Below are 19,872 nucleotides of genomic sequence, written 5' to 3'. Positions count from 1 at the left end.
TTCCACCCGAAAAAGTCATCAAAGAACAACGTAAAACGTTACCGATTTCTTTGCCGTTAAAGCAGCAGCAGCAACCCTTTCCGCATGGATTTTACCCGCAACCTTTACGGTACTTCGCTTAGTTTACTCACCGATCTTTATCAGCTTACCATGGCCTATGGCTACTGGAAAACCGGCCGTGCCGAACAACAAGCTGTCTTTCATTTATACTTCCGGAAAAACCCGTTTGAAGGCGGTTATGCAGTTTGTGCCGGTCTGGAATACGCGGTCCATTTTCTGCAGAACCTGAAATTTTCGGATAACGACATCGAATATTTAACCAGCTTGCGCAATGCCAAAGGCGACGAATTATTCGACCTCGATTTTATAGAATATCTCCGGAATTTACATTTCACCTGCCACGTAGAAGCCATTCCGGAAGGCACGGTAGTTTTCCCGAATGAACCTTTGATCCGGGTTTCGGGACCACTATTGCAGGCGCAGCTGGTAGAAACACCTTTACTGAACCTCGTAAACTTCCAGACCTTAATTGCCACTAAAGCTGCCCGCATTACCGAAGCCGCGCAAGGCGACCTGGTAATGGAATTCGGTATGCGGCGGGCGCAGGGTGTAGATGGTTCTTTAAGTGCTACCCGTGCGGCGTTTATTGGCGGTGTACAAGCAACCAGTAACGTAATGGCCGGCGAACTTTTTGGCATTCCGGTAAAAGGCACGCACGCGCACAGCTGGGTAATGACCTTTGCCAGCGAGGAGGAATCGTTTGAAAAATATGCCGAAGCCTTCCCGCACGATTCTGTTTTCCTGGTAGATACTTTCGATACGCTGGAAGGTGTGCGAAACGCGATAAAAGTTGCCCGGAAAATGCGCGAAAACGGTTCAGAATTGTCCGCCATCCGCCTCGATTCCGGCGATCTGGCTTACTTAAGCATTGAAGCCCGGAAATTGCTCGACGAAGCCGGTTTTCCGGCAGTAAATATTGTAGCCAGCAACGACCTCGACGAAAATCTGATCGCCAGTTTAAAACAGCAGGGCGCTAAAATAAATACCTGGGGAATCGGCACCCAGCTCGTAACCGCTTACGACCAGCCGGCTTTGGGAGGTGTGTATAAACTTGGAGCTTTAAAAGACGAAAAAGGCAACTGGCAATACAAATTAAAACTTTCAGAACAGCTAATTAAAACCTCTACGCCCGGTGTGCAACAGGTTAGAAGATTTCTGGATGGGAACGGAAAATTTGTGGCTGATATGATCTATAACGAAGCTGAAAACCTGCCGGAAAACATGAAAATTGTGCACCCGCTTGACATTACCAAACAAAAACCGATTGCCCCCGAAACGCCCTTCGAAGACCTGCTTCAGCCGGTTTTCAAAAATGGGGAACTCGTTTACCGCTTACCTACTCTCCCGGAAATTCAACAGCGTACGCAATCGCAACTGCAATCTTTAGACCCCAGCATCCGCCGGTTCTTGAATCCGCACCCCTATCCCGTTGGTCTCGAAGCAAACTTACACCAACTCAAAACCGATCTGATCCTGAAATTCAGAAATCTAAAATAAATGAGTGAAGTAGTAACGTTATTCAATCATTCGCTCATTCAACAAATCAATAATTCACTAAAAAGTCCACGGATACATATCTGGTGGCATATTGCCGGCAACCTGGGTCAGGATTGGGTGTACGGCTTCGGTTTCGTCTATGAACATGAAGGCATCGTAGCGTTCCGGAATTACCGATGGCACATAGTTTCCGAAACGTTCGGTTTTTGGGTTATAAACCACGCCAATAGCCCGGTGGCCAATCACGTCGCGGAGCTCGCTGATATTCCGGATATCATCCGAAAGAATCAGTTTATCCATTTCGCTTATCTGGTGTAAATAATGCTCCCAGCTACCAGGCTCGGCCTCCGGAACGTCCATTTTCTGCATGGGCGCGCCCCAGTTTTTACCGGCAATTACGCTGCCTTTATACGACCCGAAACCTACCAGAAAGCAATTTTCGCGGCCGTGCTGCTCACGTACCAATTGGCCTACATTTATCATGCGGCTGCGAGCCATATCGGTGTAGCGCGCATCGCCAATGTGGGTATTATGTTCCCAGATTATGGCTTTACTTTCGGGCCCGTGAAAATCCATCAGGCGGTTCAGGGTTTCCATCATGTGCTCATCGCGCACGTTCCAGGAACTTGAGCCGCCGCGTACCATGGCCCGGTAATATTTTTCGGCGTTTACGGTTACCAAGGCGTTCTGTTCGGTATTGAAATGAGCTTCGGCGTCCTGTTCAAATGCATTGGCTTTGGCGCGGATGCGGTTCAGCATTTCCAGCACTTCGTGTTCGCAATCTTCAGGCACAAATGCTACCGAACGGGCGTATTCTTCCGGATCGTTATTAAAAGGTTCGAAACATTTAAAGGCTTTGCGGGCCGCTTCGGTAAGGTCAGGGTCGCGTTTTTCGAGGTAATTCAGAATTTCGTCCAGGCTTTCCCATAAGCTATACACATCGAGGCCATAAAAACCGGCCTTCTTCTGCACCGGCTGAATTTCGTTGTATTCTTTCAGCCATTCTACCAAAGCAGCCACTTCCCAGTTTCCCCACATCCAGGTTGGCCAGCGGTTGAAATGCTGTAAAAGTTTCTGCACCGAATTACTGCCATCGGGGTAGCCTTTTATGTAGCGGTTTACGAGGTACGAATCGGGCCAGTCGCCTTCTACAGCAATAAAATTGAAGCCTTTTTCCTGGATCAGGCGTTTGGATATAGCCGTGCGCCAAGTATAATAATCAGATGTTCCATGCGAAGCTTCGCCTAAAAGTACAAACCGGGCATCGCCAATGGCCGCCATTAACGGGTCCAGGCTTTGCGCATCTTCGAGGGGATAATGCCGGAAAGGAGTTTCGTATATCTTTTTCATAGCTTTCAGGGTTTTATGGGTGGCACACCTTACATACTATTCTAGCCGAAATTGGTTTTACTCGCTTATTTACAGGGTTATATATATTTTAATAGCGATGTTTTAATGTGAGTTGTTTTTATAAACTCTATTTTGTCATCTCGACGTAAGGAGAGATCTCTTTGGGTTGGTAGTTGCGTTGGCTATTGACTTTTCAGGCCGAAAAGGATACCGTTTTTCGTCATTCTGAGCGAAGTCGAGGAAACTTATGAAGCCGCATTTTGAGTTTTTTAGTTCAAAAGCATACCATTTTTATCATCCTGAGCACAATTGAGCGCGGGAGCGCGAAGATTGCGAGCGTAGCTCTGAAAGACCTTGTCGGCGGACAGCAGTTTTTTAACCAAAAGTGCTAGCGTTTTTTGAAACACCTTTTTGCTAAGCATCTGGTTTCTAACTTCCATCGGCAATCTTCACCCTCAAACCGGGTGGGCTTCGTTTCTGCATTCGCGGCTGCAACCTTACCTAGCCGCATGGCGGCTTTCCTGACGGAACCGGTAAGCTTGGAGGCCGCTCTCACAGAAACTGGTGTCAGTTTCCCTTCGTAGTCAGCTTCTTTTTTTAGTTTAGCTTTCTAGCAAACGTGATTTTCGTGTGACGCTGCGCTGGCGGAATTGTGAAATCATATTTTAGAAAATCACAAGAATCACAAGAATCAAATAAATTACCGTTCAGAAAATATTCATTGCCGTTTGCTTTAGCTGACAGATTACACCTGCGAAGAAAAGTCCTCCCCTGAATCAGGGGAGGATTTAGGTGGGTCTTTTCTCAGGCTATGCGGCGGGTATTAATGGCTTTTACCCAGGAAGTTTTGCCGCAGCGGTCGCAGGGGCTGATGCCGGCCGGTATTTCTTCTATGTTGCCGCAAAAAGCACAGGCATAAATACCGGTTGCCGGAATTGTCTGGAATTGTTCATCGTAGAGGTTGGGTAAAATGGGAAGGCCGGGTTTCACCTCGTTATCTGCGTAAAAAAACACGCTCATTTCTCCGCTGGCTTCCAGTAAAGCCACGCGCACCTGCCCCAGATGCTCTACGTGCTGTTCGCGGAGTTCGCTGAAGAATTCGTCCTGGCTGAGGTGTTCTTTTCCAAACTTTTCAATGGCAAATTGCCCGTCTTCTATCAGGTAAACCGGCAGGCCTTCCACCACTTTTTCGAACCAGCGGTTGCGCGCCGCCAGCCAGGTTATGAAACGGTAAAGCCCGATCACGATCAGGAAAACCAGCAAAGCCGGCACAATTCCCACGTCTTCGTAAAACATCGGGTCGCCGGCCGCCGAGCCCAGTGCCACGATAATTACCACTTCGTAAATAGAAAGCTGCTTCACGCCTCTTTTACCAGCCGACCGTAAGGTTACCACCAGAAAAAAGAACATGACCAGCGTACGAAAAACCACTTCGGCTAAAAAAATGAGCGGCAAATCGTTAAAAAAAATGCGCCGCCATTCAAAAACGTGTTCCATAAAATAGTTTAAACCTAATATTTGACTTTGTACTGAAAACAGCCGCAATAAGATTTATGAAACTTACAGCCAAGCACTTTTTCTGCCCCAAACCATAGCATTTTCGGCCTGAAAAACGCTATAATTTTCTACCTAAAAACCCTACCGTTTGGGCACAAAAAAACCTGTGAGGTTTTAAAAACCTCACAGGTTTGCAGTACGGAATTATTAATTATTTAAACTAGCCTTTATAACCAAATACGCGTTTCAGCAGGTCGGTGGTTCGAGCTATCGGGTTTTCGCGGATGTTGGCTTCTTCCTGAGCTACGAGCGTAAATAAACCCTGAATAGCTTTATCGGTGGCATAGGCATTCAGATCCGGATTCACTTTTTGCACCAGCGGAATTTTATTGTAGCTCGTAATGACGGTGCCGTAATATTTGGTAGCATTCACTTTATCGAGGCTTTTCTGAATGATCGGTTTGAAAGCTGTAGTTAGCTGTGAAGAAGTGGTGCGTTTTAAATATTGCGTAGCCGCGTCTTTTTCGCCGGTTAAAATATTCCATACATCTTTAATGGTTAGACTTTTAATGGCAGAAATAAAAATGGGTTTGGCGCTGATGGCGGCATCTTCGGCGGCGCGGTTCAGGCTTAAAACAAATTTATCTACTTCTTGGCCCATGCCTACGTTGCGCAGCGTGGTTTCCACTTTTTTAATTTCCGGCGGAAAAGGAATACGAATAAGCGAATTGCCGAAATAACCATTGGTTTGCGAAGCTTGGGCCGTGCCTTTGGTCGTGCCCTGGATCAGGGCTTCTTTTAAGCCGTTGGCCACTTCGGCGTCGGTTGGTCGGGCACCGGAAGGACTTCCCACGGTGGTTGGCAGATTGGGTAAATTACTCAGGTTCGGGAACTGGCCGGAGGCGCAGGAAGTGAGAAATCCAAAAAAAATCAGAAAACTGTAGAAACTTAACTTTTTCATACGTATTCAGGTCGTTAACTTTGATGTAAAATATTAAGCGCAATATTACGCAATGCTTTGCACAAACCCTGCCAGATTATGAAACCGGTTTTAGCTGAAATTATTACCATTGGCGACGAGATCCTTTACGGGCAGATCGTAGATACAAATTCTGCCTGGTTAGGTACCGAACTCGGAAAGATCGGGGTTCGCATTAAACAAATTTCGTCTATTGCCGACGATGCCGAAGCCATTACGCAGGCATTAATTGAAGCGCAAACCCGAGCCGATCTGATCCTGATAACCGGTGGCCTGGGCCCAACCCGCGACGATATTACGAAGAAAACGCTGGCCGAATATTTCGGCGTTGGTTTGAAACTGGATCAGCGATCGCTGGAAGATGTAGCCGACCTGTTTCAGAAACGCGGCCGCGAACTGACTGAGTTGAACCGCCAGCAGGCTTTTCTGCCGGAAAATTGCACCCCGGTCCGCAACCACCTGGGTACGGCGCCGGGCATGTGGTTTGAGCATAAAGGCAAAATAATTGTTTCTATGCCGGGCGTGCCTTACGAAATGATGCACATGATGACGGAAACAGTGCTTCCAAAGATCCAGGCTTCATTCGAGTTTCCGGTTATCATTCATAAAGTAATTCAGACCATTGGCATCGGCGAATCTTTCCTGGCGGAGCAACTTACAGAGTGGGAAGATGCTTTACCGGCCAATATCAAGCTGGCGTATTTACCACATCTGGCAGGGGTGCGGCTGCGTTTAACCGGCCACGGAACCAATGCCGACGAACTGGAAGACCAGCTTTTGAAAGAACTTACGGCCGTCGCCAGCCTCATTTCCAAATTCATTTATGCCTACGGCGAAGTTACGTTAGAAGAAACTATTGGCATGTTGCTGAATGCCCGCAGCCTGACCATTTCCACCGCCGAAAGCTGCACAGGCGGCCACGTAGCGCACAAACTTACCAGCATTCCGGGCAGCTCTATGTATTACATGGGCAGCATTATTGCCTACGACAACGACGTAAAGATCAAACAACTGCACGTAAAACCCGAAACCATAGAACAACACGGTGCCGTGAGTGAAGCAGTAGTGCGTGAAATGGCCGAAAACGTGCGTAAAATAATGGGTACTGACGTAGGAATTGCCACCAGCGGTATTGCCGGCCCGGATGGCGGAACCGAAGACAAACCGGTCGGCACGCTCTGCATTGCTTACTCCGACGCTACCAAAACCATCAGCAAAAAACTCTTTTTCAACAAAGGCCGCGAACTGAACATTGAGTTTACCGCTGTTACGTTGCTGAATTTAGTGCGCCAGAGTTTGCCGTAGTTCATAGGTCCGATTGTTCAGGGTTTGATTGTTAAATGTGAAAAAAAGTTAAAATGAGAAAATTACTCCGCTTTCTTTTCATTACTCTGGTTTTCTCAGGCTGTAATAAACACGAATCCAAACAAGAAAAAGCTGAAAAACCCGTCGAAAAAATAGAAGTGCAAAGTCCTTTGGTAAAGCTGGAAAAGGACTTTAAATTCAGACATTTAACTGCATTTGAAATAGACACTTTTAACTGGGAAACCAGGCCTGGCAATTATGTTGAGCTAGATTCTCAAACGTTCAAACTGGTCTGGCAGCATACAAAAAGGAAATTCATTGGGCAAGGAAATAACCGGGATTACCTTTATTCGTGGCAAACAAAAACGCCCGATAGAATAGAATTTGTAATCCTTACCCAAGAAGAAAGCAGCTACTGCGATCTACTGCAGTATTGCATTTTCGACAAAAATGGCAAGGCCATCGACAGTTTCATCATCGCTTCCCGTTGCGGAGACGGAGGCTGGGGTTACGAATCTTCCGGAAAATTACTGGCTAAGAACAAATTCGAAATTAAAAGTGCAGAATCTGAAAGCGAACTTATCGGTTTGGAAAGCAATGAAACAATTGAAGGCGATTCCATTATAACGCATATTACGATAGGCGAAAATGGCAGAGTAATGAAAGAAGAAATTTCCAAGGTGCATTTCAGGAAAGCACTTTAATTCAACAAGGTGAATTTTTCCATTAAAAAACGCTATTCTTTCAGGGTAAAAAAGTCTAAGCTATTTCATTACGGCCAGCTTCTTTGTAGCCACCGGTTTATCATCTATTTCCAGGCTGTACAAATATAAACCATTGCTTAAATTACTGATATCAATAGTTAAAGAATTGCTATTCTTTTTCAGTTCGTATCTCCGTATCTCTTTACCGGTTGCGATTTCCTTAATTGTAATGCTGGCTTGGTTGTAATTTTTCGGCAGGGAATAAGGAATAATAGCTTCGGAAGCTGTTGGGTTGGGATAGCTTTGGCCTAAGTTAATTTCATAAAGAGAAAAATCAGGTTTAATACCTGATACAATTGCTGGTGCAGGCATAGCAGGTGGCAATCCTGGGATTTTCACTTTGGCCAAATAAAAAGCCATAGGATATGATTGAGAAGTAATTATAGCATAGCCTCCAATAATAAAACTACTGTCAGGTAGTGCTTCCATAACTATGGGAAATATTTTCTGGCCTAATGCACTTGTAAAGGTATAGATATTTTGTAATCCCCCCTTTTTACCCAAATGATAGAGAAAGAATTGGTTGTTTGGAGTTGTTCCCGCTGCGACTTGTCTCGAAAACCCTAATACCACAACTGAACTATCTGTTAATTCCTTTGCCTTAATGAATAAAACATTATTGGGCATAGAGCGATGAATGTAATGCCATTGCGGTTGTAGATTGGCATTTACTTTAACCATCATGCCTAATTTTTGCCCTGTCGCTGGAATGGTATCAATTTCAGCCGCTATTAAAAAACCATTATCAGATAAAGAAGTTATAGTACAACGGTCCCAAAATATCCTTTCATGTCGGTTTGGGTCTCCAATAATGGATAATGTCCGTCCTAATACAGAATCGCCATTTTGGTTCACGAGTAACAATTTTATTCGCTCTGTATTGGTAATTGTCGTCCCATACATGATGATATTACCATTTCGGGTATGTTGAATATCAGACAGATTATCGTTGAGGTGCCAGTTGTAATGCTTCCGCCATTTTAAGTTTCCTAAACTATCCGCCCGCGCTAAAGTAAAAGACCTGGGAGTGCCAGCCATTTGGCTCCAGCCGCCAAAGAAGAAACCGCTATCCGGTGCCAATAAAATCTTTTGCCCGAATTCCCAATAACCAGTAGGATATTGCTTAGTCCATCTGGTATTTCCATTTGCGTCTAATCGATGTAGGCTGGGGCCTGCGGCATTAGGATTGGAATACTGTTGGCCGCCATAATAAGCAAAACCATTGTCCGGAGTTTGAATAATACCATCATTTCCACCCCTTGAGATTGAGGATCCATTCTTAACCCAGATAGTGTCAAGATTGGGCTTAACCAGCATGTATATTTTTTGGTAAATTGCACCAACAACATTAGGACCGTAAGCTCCTGTGAGCAATACATCTCCATTTCTAGTAAGTAAGCTTGCAGTAAAGCTCTTGCTTGTATTATCTGGTTTATATACCCATTCCCGAACGATTTGCTGGGCATGAGCCTGAAGCAAAAAGCAGAAGCTGAAAACAAAAAACAATAGTTTTTTCATAGCAAAACCTTAACAACTCCTAAATATAAGAAAAACGCTATCATTTTGGCATTAAAAACTCAGTTATCTTTTAGTTATTCCAACAAAACCAAAACGCTATCCCTCCCGTCCCAAAAACTCAAACCATCGAATCTCAAAAATTCGAACCTACTAACCCGAGGTTAATTAGCTAAAATCATTACCTTTGCGCCAATATTCTGATTTCCTTCGAATAACGAAAACCGATTAACGAATAACAAAAATATATGGCTCTTGTAGAAATGCTGATGCCCAAAATGGGTGAGAGTATCATGGAAGGTACGGTTCTGAAATGGTTGAAGCAGGTTGGCGACACCATCGAACAGGACGAATCGGTACTGGAGGTTGCAACCGATAAAGTAGATACCGAAGTGCCGGCCATTCAGGCAGGTGTGTTAAAAGAAATTCTGGCCCAGGAAGGCGAAGTGGTTGCGGTTGGTAAACCAATTGCCATCATCAGCACTGGCGGCGACAACGGTCAGGCTACTGCTGCCCCGGCTGCTGCTGCAACTCCGGCTCCGGCTCAATCAGCTCCTGCTGCAGCTCCGGCCATGGCTGCTGCTGCAACTTCTACGGCTGTTAAATTAGATAAACCTGCTGAAGGCCGTTTCTATTCGCCGCTGGTACTCAACATTGCCCGCGAAGAAGGCATTTCAATGCAGGAACTGGAATACATTCCGGGAACTGGTAAAGAAGGCCGCGTTTCTAAGAAAGACATTCTCGATTTTGTTGCCAACCGTGGTAATGCGCCGCAGGTAAATGGTGCTGCCCAAGCTCCGGCTCCGCAGGCCGCTCCGGCCCAAGCTGCTCCGGTTGCTGCTGCCGCTCCGGCGCCACAGGTTTCTGCTGCCCCGGCTGCTTCTTACTCCGGCGATGTAGAGATCATCGAAATGGACCGCATGCGCAAAATGATCGCGCAACGCATGGTAGATACCAAACGCATTTCGCCGCACGTAACTTCTTTCGTAGAAGCCGACATGACCAACATCGTGAACTGGCGCAACAAAATGAAGGACGTGTATAAGAAACGCGAAGGCGAAAACCTGACCTTCACCCCGATCATCATCGAAGCCATCGTGAAAGCGATCAAAGACTTCCCGTTGATCAACGTTAGCGTAGACGGCGATCGCATCATCAAGAAACGCGACATCAACATTGGTGTAGCTGTAGCTTTGCCAAGCGGAAACTTAATTGTACCGGTAATTCACAACGCCGACCAGATGAACCTGAACGGCCTGACCAAAAAAGTGAACGACCTGGCCAACCGCGCCCGCTTAAACAAATTAACCCCTGCCGATTTGGCCAACCCTACTTACACCGTTTCGAACGTAGGTTCGTTTGGTAACGTAATGGGTACGCCGCTCATCATGCAGCCGCAGGTGGCAATCATGGCTTTGGGTGCGATTAAGAAAAAACCAGCGGTTATCGAAACTCCGCAAGGCGACCTGATCGGTATCCGTCAGTTTATGTTCCTGAGCCACTCTTACGACCACCGCGTGGTAGATGGTTCCCTGGGCGGCATGTTCGTTCGCAAAGTTGCTGATTATTTAGAAGCCTTCGACATGAACACCACGATCTAGTTTTTAACCAAAAAACGCTATCGTTTTGATACAAAAAAGTCTCCTGATGCATTTCGGGAGACTTTTTTATTTTCCGGCATTTATACCCGCAATTCCTGAACTCTTCCTAAATTCGGCTTTCTAAAAACGCTACCCTTTTCCCTGAAAAAACTCCTTCCCAATTATGAAAAACCTGCTTTTTATTTTACTCATTGCGGCTTTTGCGTTCCTGGCCATTTTCTTTTACTGGAAACTCGATACCACAAAAAACGAACTGGCCCTGCAAAACCAGCGCATCACCGACCGCGACACCCGCATTTACAAACAGGATAAACTGGTAGATTCCCTGCAGAAAAAACTTTCCGGCGAACCAACTACCGTTTCCGATGAAGACACGATAGAACTGGTAACGCCGCCTTCCGCGCAATTTATGGATGAACTGGGAAGTTTGAGCGAAGCCGATGTGAACCGTTTGCAGAAAAAAGGCCTGAAAAATCCGGAAGTGGACCTGAAAAACAGCCTGATGCGCAGCCCAAACCTGATCCCGGTAAAAGGTACCGCCGGCGGCACCATGACCTTCCGCGACATCCGGATTCTGAACGACCGTTATGCGCTGGCTTACTTTGAAGACGGGCACAACGGAGGCAACATGATCTTAAAATATACTGTAGAAAGCGGCAAGGTTTCCTGGAAAGTATTGGATAGTTACACCATGTAAACCAATAACTTAGGCCATAATTTTCCTTCACGGAAATAAACGGGCGTTTACCCAAATTAACTTTCCGAAGTCCGGCAGTATAAATATTATTGTTTTTCTATATTTCGAAGCTGCCAATACGATAGACGTAAGCCAGTAACCCAACGGCACGTATTTCCTGCAGATAGAACCAGAAAAAAGCGTAAGTTTTGTAATACAGTACATATCATCAGACTCTCACAAAAAAAAGCCGCCCGTTTTATACATGGCGGCTTTTTTTTATGCAAGCAGGTAACTGAAGGCAAATTGCTGCTTCCGGTTAGCTTTACTTCTTTTTATCTTTCCGTTCCAGCAGCGTGCCGTTGGAATCATATTTCAGGTACACAAAATCTACGCCTTTCCGGGCTCTTACTTTGTAGCGTTTGCCTTCCGGCGTATCCATTTCGGCATAATCGCTCATACTCCAGGCACTGTATTCGCCGGAAGTTAAGGCTTTGCCTACCGCAGCAGGCAATTGTTCGCGCTTCAGGTCGGTTTTGGTTTTCTTCCAGGTGCCATCCGGCGAAAAATAAGCTTCCGAATCCCGCCCGTTCATTTTAAACTCGGCTTCGTAGGCATCTTTATCTTCTTCCCAATCCCAGTCGGTTACTTTCATGTTGGGGTATTTGGCATTGAAGGCATTTTTTACAGCGGCCGGAATATCTTTATCGCTTTGAGCCAGCACCAGCTGTACCGCCACAAAACAGAAACTGAGGGTAAGTAGCATTGCTTTTTTCATAGTAAAAACGATTAATGGTTGAAAGATCGCGTGCGAAACCACGCATTATACATCTCTCCTATACCAGAAATAAAAACGCTATGTTTCAGGCACAAAAAAGTCCGGCCTGCTTCTGCAAACCGGACTTTTAGTTTTCAGGCCTTAAACCCTACCGTTTTTCCGAGATCTGGTAAAGCTTACTTTCCGCTCGGTTTGGAGCTTACAATTTCTACCCAGCCTTTAAACGTGCGCCGCGACGCCTGCGGATTGCGGCCGGCAAATTCTATTTCAGCTAAATAATAATAAACCCCATCCGAAAGCCGGTCGCCGCTATCAGTTACTCCACCCCAGTCAATATTCGGTCCGGTAGTTTTATCGAACACTTTTACGCCCCAGCGGTTATAGACCGTAAATTTCACGCTCTTAATAAAAGCCGAATTTCTTGGCCGGAACGTATCGTTCAACTGGTCGCCGTTTGGCGTAATGATGTTGGGCAGCTCCAGGAAATAACAAACATCCTGGCATTCTATATTACTGAAGCGGCTTTCGTTCCCGGAAGAATCTACGGCCGTAACCACGTAGCAGCCCGCCGGCGTTTGCAGATTTTGGTGCACAAAAGAAGTTCCCGGCGTCGTGCCAACTAATGTAAATGCAGCATCATCGGTCGGGCGGTAATACACATTAAATTCTTTCACATCGTTGCCGCAGCCGTTTCCGGTAGCAGGTTGCCATTTCAGTTTATTTTGGAAAGGCGCTTTGAACGGCGTGCGTTCCAGAGAATCGCAGTTGAGCAAAGTTAAACTAAGCACCGGCGGACAAGGAGCCGTAGTATCGCGCACAATCTGGCAGAATATCTCGGAATTGTTGTGCACTACCGGCGGCAGTTTACTGTTCGTATACGTTCCCACCGTTTCAATAAAGTAGCAATATTGCTGGCCAAACTTCAGCGGTTCGTTATTGAAAGTGCCGTTATCTACATAAACTCCCAATTCCCGGCCGGCTTCCACGCTGTCTATCGCCACAAAAGATCCGTTAATTTCCCGGTAAATAATATGCAGGCGTCCTTCATTATTCCACGGCACATTATATCGCCAGGTAAGTTCCATGTTTTGCCCGTTAGAAACTGCATCTAACCGCACACTAGAGGCGATCGGGCTGGAATCGAGCAGCTGCAACGCACCGTTATTCGTAAAGTAAAATTCTACTTTATAACGATACACACTATCCTGGGTATTCAGGTTCTGGTCGGTGAAAAGGGTATCGTCCGGGTTAGTAGTGCTGTGAACCAGCTGAAAACCATTTACGCCTTTAAAACCGGTAGCCCGGTATAAACGGTATTCGTGTGGCCCCGGAAAGTTGTTGATCCCTCCTACCGGTTTGGTCCAGCGCACCTGGATCTGGCCGGCAGTTTTGCTCGTTTGCGTTACCGAAACATTAGTAAGCACCGAAGAAATTAAAGGTATTTCCGCACAAACCTCATCTGAAGCCAGGCTTTCGCCATTTTTCGGCCCCGGGAAAGTTGCATAGATCAGGTAGCAATAAGCAGCGCCGGCATTTAAACCTTGTCCCTGATTGGTATCGGTGTAAGTGGTAACATTAGGGTCAACTTCAGCAATAAACACATAACCCGTGGAGGCCGGCACACCGGTTTCGCAGGCACTTGGAATAAAATTAGCCCGGTTCTCACGGCGGTATATCCTTATTTTTTGTGCATTGCCACAGCCATTCTGTAAATACGGGTCCCAGTTGAGGCGCATTTGTTTGCCGGGTAAAGGCGTTGTGGTTAGTCCCGTTGGTTTAGGCCCCACCACCGTTATGTTCCAGGCCTGCATATCGATCAGGCGGGGTTCGTTGGTATTGGCCGGCGGGGTATCAGTGGCTTTAAAAATTACCTGGTAAGGTTGTTCACTGATATCGGTGCATTGCGGAGTCCAGCGGAAAAGCGCGGTATTCGGGCCGTTCTGCACAAAGGTGGCTGGTGGAAAAATTCCGCCAAAAGCATTGAAAGTTAAAGGATCCTGCGGCGTATTACCATCGGTGCCGCTTACAATTGCCTGCAAAAAGGTTTTAGCTACCACGCACGTATCTTTCGGAATAATAAGCGTAGGCCTTATATTCAGGGTGGCTTCCACTTTTATCTGCATATCGCGCCATACTTCTCCCAGCTTTACCGGCGATCGCCCCGGAATCACTTTCCATTCTTCCACCACAAAAGCAATGTTATATTCACCGGTTACGTTAGGCGTATTCCATCGTATTTCGCCGGTAACTTCATTCAGGGTAAAAGTTGTTGGCAAACCGGCGGGCGTTCCTTTTAAAGGATCGGCCACGGTAGTTCCCCCAAAAGACTCAGGCGAACGGTAACCGGAAACGTTGCCCGAAACCGGCGCGGAAGGAGTATTTACATTTTGCTGCGGGATCCGCATTTTATAAGACAAACTATCCTGGTCTAAATCGTAAGCGCCCGGAAAGTGAATAAATATCTGGTTCTGCGCGGCCACGTCTATGGGAGGCACGGTGAATTGCGGCGAACGGTTAATGCCAATTTGCGGATTGATACTGATAATGGTGCGAACGTGAAAACTGGTAGTGCCCGGACTACTCATATTAATAACGCTGGAATTCCGGTTCTGCTCGCTGTAACCCACGCTGTAAACGCCGGGCGCCGGATATGTATGCGAAGCGTAAAATACCCGCCGGGTAATATTATTAGGCAACTGAATTTCAGAAGCCTTTTGCGCATTGAAACTCAGGCCATCGCCGAAGAAAAAAGTAGCCTCCAGATCCGGAATATTGGCAGCGGTAACCACGTAAGTAACTAACTTAAAATGATAACGCAATGGATTCGGGTTGGCAGTGGTATCGCTTTTAGCCGTTATTTCCCCGGCCCGGATGTGGGTTGCCGAAGCTTCAGGCACCCAAGCCAGTAACAATATGAAAGCCAGAAAAAACGTTAAATATTTATACCAAACGGTATCAATTCTCTTCATAAAAGTCAATGTATATAGCAAATAACAAATGTATTGGGAGAAATTAAAGCAGACTTAAAAAAAACTGCTAATTCCCGCTAACCATTTTTCCGACTGGTACTTATACCGGCCTCCAAAAGGCAGTGTTGCTATGCTATTTAGATTTATTCAAAATATGTATCTGAAATTGCTTTATACCACAACTGCCCTTACCTTTGGCAATTATTCAATCTTTACGCTACCTGTTCCTAAAATTTAAAAACTACAAATGAGTTGGTTTACTAAAACGTTCTCCAGTACCATTGGCCGCAAGATCGTGATGTCGATCACCGGCCTTTTTCTTTGCTCCTTTCTGGTTATTCACCTGATCGGCAACCTTCAACTATTCAAAGACGATGGAGGCGCTGCCTTCAACGTTTACTCGCATTTTATGGGTCACAATCCGGTTATCCGGGTTTTAGAATTTGTACTCCTGGCTGGTTTCGTGTTCCACATCTGGGATGCCGTTGCCCTGACCCGACGCAACAAAGCAGCCCGCACCGTAGGTTACGCTTACAGCCGCCCGCAGGATAACAGCAACTGGTCTTCCCGCAATATGGGTTTACTCGGAACTGTGATTTTAGTTTTCCTGATCATTCACTTATACAACTTCTTTCTGCCAACCAAAACCGGTGGTCTTGACCAGGTTACGGTAGACGGTATGCTGATTGACGATCTTTATACCCGCGTTGCCGCATCTTTCAAGATCTGGTGGTATGTGGCCCTGTACGTGCTGTCTATGATTGCGCTGGCTTATCACTTAATCCACGGTTTCCAGAGCGCATTCCAGTCTTTGGGTATTAACCACAAAAAATACACGCCTGCTATTAAAACGTTCGGATATGTGTTTTCTATTGTGGTGTGCCTTGGTTTTGCTGCCATGCCGCTTTATTTCTTCCTTTTCAAGTAATTCATTCGCTTTTTTGATATGATATTAGATTCTAAAATCCCGGAAGGTGCTTTAGCCGAAAAATGGGACAAGCATAAATTCAATGTAAAGCTGGTGAACCCGGCTAACAAACGGAAATACGATGTAATTGTGGTTGGAACTGGTCTGGCCGGCGCTTCTGCTGCTGCTTCTCTGGCCGAACTTGGCTACAACGTGCACGCTTTCTGCTACCAGGACAGCCCGCGCCGTGCGCACTCTATTGCTGCCCAGGGTGGTATAAACGCCGCTAAAAACTACCAGAACGACGGCGACTCCGTTTTCCGTTTATTCTACGATACCATTAAAGGTGGTGACTACCGCGCCCGCGAAGCCAACGTTTACCGTTTAGCGCAGGTTTCTGTAGATATTATTGACCAGTGCGTGGCGCAGGGTGTTCCTTTTGCACGTGAATACGGCGGACTTTTAGCCAACCGTTCTTTTGGTGGCGCGCAGGTTAGCCGTACTTTCTACGCCCGTGGCCAAACCGGACAGCAGTTGCTTTTAGGTGCTTATTCAGCGCTTAACCGCCAGATCGCTTACGGCAAAGTAAAAATGTACCCACGCACCGAAATGCTGGACTTGGTAATGGTTGACGGTAAAGCCCGTGGTATCATCACCAGAAACATGGTAACCGGCGCGATCGAGAAACATGCTGCACACGCAGTAATTCTGGCAACCGGTGGTTACGGTAACGTATTCTTCCTTTCTACCAACGCGATGGGCTGTAATGCTACCGCGGCCTGGAGAGCACACAAAAAAGGTGCTTTCTTTGCAAACCCTTGCTTCACCCAGATCCACCCTACCTGTATTCCGGTTTCCGGCGATTATCAGTCTAAACTGACGCTGATGTCGGAATCGCTCCGGAACGATGGTCGTGTTTGGGTTCCTAAAACCAAGGAAATGGCGGAAAAACTGCGCCGCAACGAGATCCGCGTTTCTGATATTAAAGAAGAGGATCGCGATTACTTCCTGGAAAGAAAATACCCGGCTTTCGGTAACTTAGTACCACGCGACGTAGCTTCGCGTAACGCGAAATTAGCCTGCGACGAAGGTCGTGGCGTAGGAACGACCGGTTTAGCGGTATTCTTAGATTTTGCTGATGCAATTAAGCGCGATACGCAAGCCAAAGTTGCTGCCAAATACGGTAACCTGTTCGATATGTACGCCAAAATTACCGGCGAAAATCCATACGAAACTCCAATGCGCATTTACCCTGCGGTTCACTACACCATGGGTGGCCTTTGGGTAGATTACAACTTACAGACTACAATTCCAGGCTTATACGCAACCGGCGAGTGTAACTTCTCCGACCACGGTGCGAACCGTTTAGGTGCTTCGGCGCTGATGCAGGGTTTAGCAGATGGTTATTTCGTAATTCCTTACACCATCGGCGATTACCTGGCGCAAATGCCTGCTGCAAGAGTAGAAACTTCTCACCCGGCCTTTACTGAAGCTGAGAACAATGTGAAAAGCATGATCTCCCGCCTGCTTTCAATTAACGGTACCAAAACGGTAGATGAATATCACAAAGAGCTTGGATTGCTGATGTGGGATTACTGCGGTATGGCCCGTAACGCCGAAGGCCTGAAATATGCAAAAGGTAAGATCCGTGAGCTACGCGAAGATTTCTGGAAAAACGTGAAAGTGATGGGCGTAAACGAAGAATTCAACCAGACTTTAGAGAAAGCCGGCCGCGTAGCTGACTTCCTGGAGCTAGGTGAATTGATGGTTGACGATGCCTTGAATCGTAACGAATCTTGTGGTGGTCACTTCCGCGAAGAATACCAGACCCCGGAAAACGAAGCGCTTCGCGACGATGCGAATTATGCCTACGTAGCCGCTTGGGAATACACCGGCCCGAACCAGCCAGCCAACCTGCACAAGGAAGAACTGAAGTTCGAGAACGTGAAGCTGACGCAGCGTAGCTACAAGTAAGCGCTAATTAAAGATTAGAAATTAAAAATTAGAAATGTACAGTGAATTAGAAATTAAAAATTAGAAATTAGAAATGGTAGGGTTTAAGGCTCAAAAAGTCGGATTTACAATTTCAAAAATTTTTAATTTTTAATTTCTAATTTCTAATTGAAATAAAAGATATGGCAGGTAATAACCCGAATCTTAAGCCCATGAACCTTACTTTAAAGGTTTGGCGGCAAAAAAATAATAAGGCATCCGGTGCCCTGGAAACCTACGAAGCCAAAAATATTTCCCCGGAAATGTCTTTCCTGGAAATGCTGGATGTAGTGAACGAAAACCTGGCGCACAAAGGTGTAGATCCGATTGCTTTCGACCACGATTGCCGTGAAGGTATCTGCGGGATGTGCTCGCTTTACATCAACGGCCGTCCGCACGGTCCGGAGCAAGGCACTACCACTTGCCAGCTGCACATGCGTAAATTCAACGATGGCGATACCATTGTGATTGAGCCTTGGCGTGCAACTGCGTTCCCGATCCACAAAGATCTGAGCGTTGACCGTTCCGCTTTCGACCGTATTCAGCAGGCTGGCGGTTACGTATCGGTTAATACCGGTGGTGTACCAGATGCGAACGCTATTCCAATTCCGAAGTCAGTAGCAGATAAAGCGTTCGATGCGGCAACTTGTATTGGTTGCGGCGCCTGTGTGGCAGCTTGTAAAAATGCTTCGGCTATGCTGTTCGTTTCGGCTAAAGTAAGCCAGATGGCCATGTTGCCACAAGGTAAAGTAGAAGCAAAAACCCGCGCCGAAAACATGGTTGCCCAGATGGATATCGAAGGTTTTGGTGCTTGCTCCAACACGGGTGCCTGTGCAGCAGAATGTCCGGTAGGCATTTCCCTGGAAAACATTGCGATCCTGAACCGCGAATATCTAGGCGCCAAAATGACGTCGCAGAACGTATAACCCCCCCTGAATCCTCCCCTAATTCAGGGGATGACTTTTTTACAGAAACCTGTGAAGTCTTAAAGACCTCACAGGTTTTTTTATGCAAAAACGCTAGGGGTTTGGGCTCCAAAAGTCAAACTAATTTTATGCTGAAAACGCTAGGGGTATAAACCCAAAAAACTTTCTAATTTAAATCGAACCTACGAACCTCGAACATTCTAACATTCTAAATAAAAACGATAGGGATTCCGGCCTAAAAACTCAGAAATTATCCTCCTGACTTTTCGCATATATGGTTCAGGAAACAGTCTTCATCAGCTTAAATTTAAACCGGAGTTTTGCTTCGGAATCGGCAATTATTGCTTAATTTAGCCAGTAAATGAAACGCCGGAAACCCGGCCGCTACACCAAACAAACTTTAAAACTATGTACACCGGACTTTTGCATGCGCACTCAGGTTTAGCCTACGTGTTACTGGCCGCCATTATTTTTGCTATTGTTTACACCCTGATCGGGTTTATAGGCAACAAACCTTTCACCGAAGGAAACCGCAAAGTAGCCCTCATCGGCCTGATCGCCACACATATCCAGGTGCTTATTGGCCTGATCCTGTATTTCGTTTCACCGTATGGCATCAGCAATTTTTCCGGCGGAAACATGAAAGATGGCTCTGCCCGTTTACTCATGCTGGAGCACCCGCTCACCATGATCATCGCCGCTGTGTTGGTTACCATCGGTTATTCCAAAGCCAAAAAACTAACCGATAGCAACGCCCGCTACAAAAAGATCCTCATTTTCTTCACGCTCGGTTTGATCTTTATTTTATGCCGTCTGCCGTGGAGCAACTGGTTATAAGAAATTGAAACTCAGAAGCAGAGAAACCTGTGAGGAATTAAAGACCTCACAGGTTTTTTTATGTCGAAATTTTAAAACCTTTCTCCCTCCCTGTCATTCTGGAAGAAACTTCTGAATTCTGTGCTATTAGCCCATAAGGTTCTTTCAGAATGACAATAGTAGCAGAGACGATCATGCAATCTGCAATTCCTTATTCACCAATTCTCGCATTCAATCATT

General features: G+C 46.2%; 15 protein-coding genes. 9 read left to right on the top strand and 6 right to left on the bottom strand.

The annotated features are described in order from the left end of the window. The first annotated feature begins 84 nt into the window (after positions 1 to 84). The gene (locus tag ACFPIB_RS03365; protein ID WP_378016015.1) at positions 85 to 1,557 is read left to right on the top strand and encodes a nicotinate phosphoribosyltransferase; all 1,473 of its coding nucleotides are present in this window, start codon (positions 85 to 87) and stop codon (positions 1,555 to 1,557) included. A 57-nt stretch (positions 1,558 to 1,614) separates the two neighbouring features. Here the strand turns inward: ACFPIB_RS03365 and ACFPIB_RS03360 are convergent, their stop codons facing one another. The 3 genes from ACFPIB_RS03360 to ACFPIB_RS03350 form a co-directional block, all read right to left on the bottom strand. Beyond that, positions 1,615 to 2,907, bottom strand: a complete 1,293-nt coding sequence (locus tag ACFPIB_RS03360) for an erythromycin esterase family protein (RefSeq protein WP_378016014.1) — start codon at positions 2,905 to 2,907, stop codon at positions 1,615 to 1,617. Positions 2,908 to 3,711: 804 nt separating this feature from the next. Further along, on the bottom strand, positions 3,712 to 4,404 hold the full coding sequence (locus ACFPIB_RS03355) for a DUF421 domain-containing protein (protein ID WP_378016013.1): 693 nt from the start codon (positions 4,402 to 4,404) through the stop codon (positions 3,712 to 3,714). Between the two features lie 220 nt (positions 4,405 to 4,624). Beyond that, the gene (locus tag ACFPIB_RS03350; protein ID WP_378016012.1) at positions 4,625 to 5,365 is read right to left on the bottom strand and encodes a DUF4197 domain-containing protein; all 741 of its coding nucleotides are present in this window, start codon (positions 5,363 to 5,365) and stop codon (positions 4,625 to 4,627) included. Between the two features lie 78 nt (positions 5,366 to 5,443). Here ACFPIB_RS03350 and ACFPIB_RS03345 point away from each other — a divergent pair, with 78 nt between their 5' ends. Then, positions 5,444 to 6,688: a competence/damage-inducible protein A gene (locus ACFPIB_RS03345; protein WP_378016011.1), complete on the top strand. Its 1,245-nt coding sequence runs from the start codon at positions 5,444 to 5,446 to the stop codon at positions 6,686 to 6,688. 53 nt (positions 6,689 to 6,741) lie between these two features. Next, complete coding sequence (locus ACFPIB_RS03340; RefSeq protein WP_378016010.1) at positions 6,742 to 7,392, top strand: hypothetical protein; 651 nt, start codon at positions 6,742 to 6,744, stop codon at positions 7,390 to 7,392. A 60-nt stretch (positions 7,393 to 7,452) separates the two neighbouring features. On the opposite strand, the gene ACFPIB_RS03335 is transcribed toward ACFPIB_RS03340, so the two are convergent. Continuing rightward, positions 7,453 to 8,970 (bottom strand): T9SS type A sorting domain-containing protein, encoded by a 1,518-nt coding sequence (locus ACFPIB_RS03335; RefSeq protein ID WP_378016009.1) that lies wholly within the window; start codon positions 8,968 to 8,970, stop codon positions 7,453 to 7,455. 245 nt (positions 8,971 to 9,215) lie between these two features. Here ACFPIB_RS03335 and ACFPIB_RS03330 point away from each other — a divergent pair, with 245 nt between their 5' ends. Together ACFPIB_RS03330 and ACFPIB_RS03325 are read left to right on the top strand one after the other, a co-directional pair. Further along, complete coding sequence (locus tag ACFPIB_RS03330; RefSeq protein ID WP_378016008.1) at positions 9,216 to 10,568, top strand: dihydrolipoamide acetyltransferase family protein; 1,353 nt, start codon at positions 9,216 to 9,218, stop codon at positions 10,566 to 10,568. Positions 10,569 to 10,731: 163 nt separating this feature from the next. Next, a complete protein-coding gene (locus ACFPIB_RS03325; protein WP_378016007.1) occupies positions 10,732 to 11,265 on the top strand; it encodes a hypothetical protein in 534 nt (177 codons plus the stop codon). A 304-nt stretch (positions 11,266 to 11,569) separates the two neighbouring features. Here the strand turns inward: ACFPIB_RS03325 and ACFPIB_RS03320 are convergent, their stop codons facing one another. Continuing rightward, the gene (locus tag ACFPIB_RS03320; RefSeq protein WP_378016006.1) at positions 11,570 to 12,022 is read right to left on the bottom strand and encodes a PepSY-like domain-containing protein; all 453 of its coding nucleotides are present in this window, start codon (positions 12,020 to 12,022) and stop codon (positions 11,570 to 11,572) included. A gap of 176 nt (positions 12,023 to 12,198) precedes the next feature. After that, positions 12,199 to 14,991: a T9SS type B sorting domain-containing protein gene (locus ACFPIB_RS03315; RefSeq protein WP_378016005.1), complete on the bottom strand. Its 2,793-nt coding sequence runs from the start codon at positions 14,989 to 14,991 to the stop codon at positions 12,199 to 12,201. Positions 14,992 to 15,238: 247 nt separating this feature from the next. Here ACFPIB_RS03315 and ACFPIB_RS03310 point away from each other — a divergent pair, with 247 nt between their 5' ends. The 4 genes from ACFPIB_RS03310 (at position 15,239) to ACFPIB_RS03295 (ending at position 19,653) form a co-directional block, all read left to right on the top strand. Continuing rightward, on the top strand, positions 15,239 to 15,919 hold the full coding sequence (locus tag ACFPIB_RS03310; RefSeq protein ID WP_378016004.1) for a succinate dehydrogenase cytochrome b subunit: 681 nt from the start codon (positions 15,239 to 15,241) through the stop codon (positions 15,917 to 15,919). 18 nt (positions 15,920 to 15,937) lie between these two features. Continuing rightward, entirely contained in the window at positions 15,938 to 17,872 is a 1,935-nt protein-coding gene (locus ACFPIB_RS03305) for a fumarate reductase/succinate dehydrogenase flavoprotein subunit (RefSeq protein WP_378016003.1), read from the top strand. Positions 17,873 to 18,063: 191 nt separating this feature from the next. Then, entirely contained in the window at positions 18,064 to 18,816 is a 753-nt protein-coding gene (locus tag ACFPIB_RS03300; protein ID WP_378016002.1) for a succinate dehydrogenase/fumarate reductase iron-sulfur subunit, read from the top strand. 408 nt (positions 18,817 to 19,224) lie between these two features. After that, positions 19,225 to 19,653 (top strand): hypothetical protein, encoded by a 429-nt coding sequence (locus tag ACFPIB_RS03295; protein ID WP_378016001.1) that lies wholly within the window; start codon positions 19,225 to 19,227, stop codon positions 19,651 to 19,653. Positions 19,654 to 19,872: the final 219 nt, after the last annotated feature.

Origin of the sequence: Adhaeribacter terreus (assembly GCF_042657365.1) — a bacterium.
Taxonomy (GTDB): Bacteria; Bacteroidota; Bacteroidia; order Cytophagales; family Hymenobacteraceae; genus Adhaeribacter_A; species Adhaeribacter_A terreus.
This window is presented reverse-complemented; position numbering and strand designations above follow the sequence as displayed.

Excerpts from the sequence above, each read along its gene's own strand:
- ACFPIB_RS03365 (WP_378016015.1), top strand. The coding sequence starts at position 85 with ATGGATTTTACCCGCAACCTTTACGGTACTTCGCTTAGTTTACTCACC.
- ACFPIB_RS03360 (WP_378016014.1), bottom strand. The coding sequence starts at position 2,907 with ATGAAAAAGATATACGAAACTCCTTTCCGGCATTATCCCCTCGAAGAT.
- ACFPIB_RS03355 (WP_378016013.1), bottom strand. The coding sequence starts at position 4,404 with ATGGAACACGTTTTTGAATGGCGGCGCATTTTTTTTAACGATTTGCCG.
- ACFPIB_RS03350 (WP_378016012.1), bottom strand. The coding sequence starts at position 5,365 with ATGAAAAAGTTAAGTTTCTACAGTTTTCTGATTTTTTTTGGATTTCTC.
- ACFPIB_RS03345 (WP_378016011.1), top strand. The coding sequence starts at position 5,444 with ATGAAACCGGTTTTAGCTGAAATTATTACCATTGGCGACGAGATCCTT.
- ACFPIB_RS03340 (WP_378016010.1), top strand. The coding sequence starts at position 6,742 with ATGAGAAAATTACTCCGCTTTCTTTTCATTACTCTGGTTTTCTCAGGC.
- ACFPIB_RS03335 (WP_378016009.1), bottom strand. The coding sequence starts at position 8,970 with ATGAAAAAACTATTGTTTTTTGTTTTCAGCTTCTGCTTTTTGCTTCAG.
- ACFPIB_RS03330 (WP_378016008.1), top strand. The coding sequence starts at position 9,216 with ATGGCTCTTGTAGAAATGCTGATGCCCAAAATGGGTGAGAGTATCATG.
- ACFPIB_RS03325 (WP_378016007.1), top strand. The coding sequence starts at position 10,732 with ATGAAAAACCTGCTTTTTATTTTACTCATTGCGGCTTTTGCGTTCCTG.
- ACFPIB_RS03320 (WP_378016006.1), bottom strand. The coding sequence starts at position 12,022 with ATGAAAAAAGCAATGCTACTTACCCTCAGTTTCTGTTTTGTGGCGGTA.
- ACFPIB_RS03315 (WP_378016005.1), bottom strand. The coding sequence starts at position 14,991 with ATGAAGAGAATTGATACCGTTTGGTATAAATATTTAACGTTTTTTCTG.
- ACFPIB_RS03310 (WP_378016004.1), top strand. The coding sequence starts at position 15,239 with ATGAGTTGGTTTACTAAAACGTTCTCCAGTACCATTGGCCGCAAGATC.
- ACFPIB_RS03305 (WP_378016003.1), top strand. The coding sequence starts at position 15,938 with ATGATATTAGATTCTAAAATCCCGGAAGGTGCTTTAGCCGAAAAATGG.
- ACFPIB_RS03300 (WP_378016002.1), top strand. The coding sequence starts at position 18,064 with ATGAACCTTACTTTAAAGGTTTGGCGGCAAAAAAATAATAAGGCATCC.
- ACFPIB_RS03295 (WP_378016001.1), top strand. The coding sequence starts at position 19,225 with ATGTACACCGGACTTTTGCATGCGCACTCAGGTTTAGCCTACGTGTTA.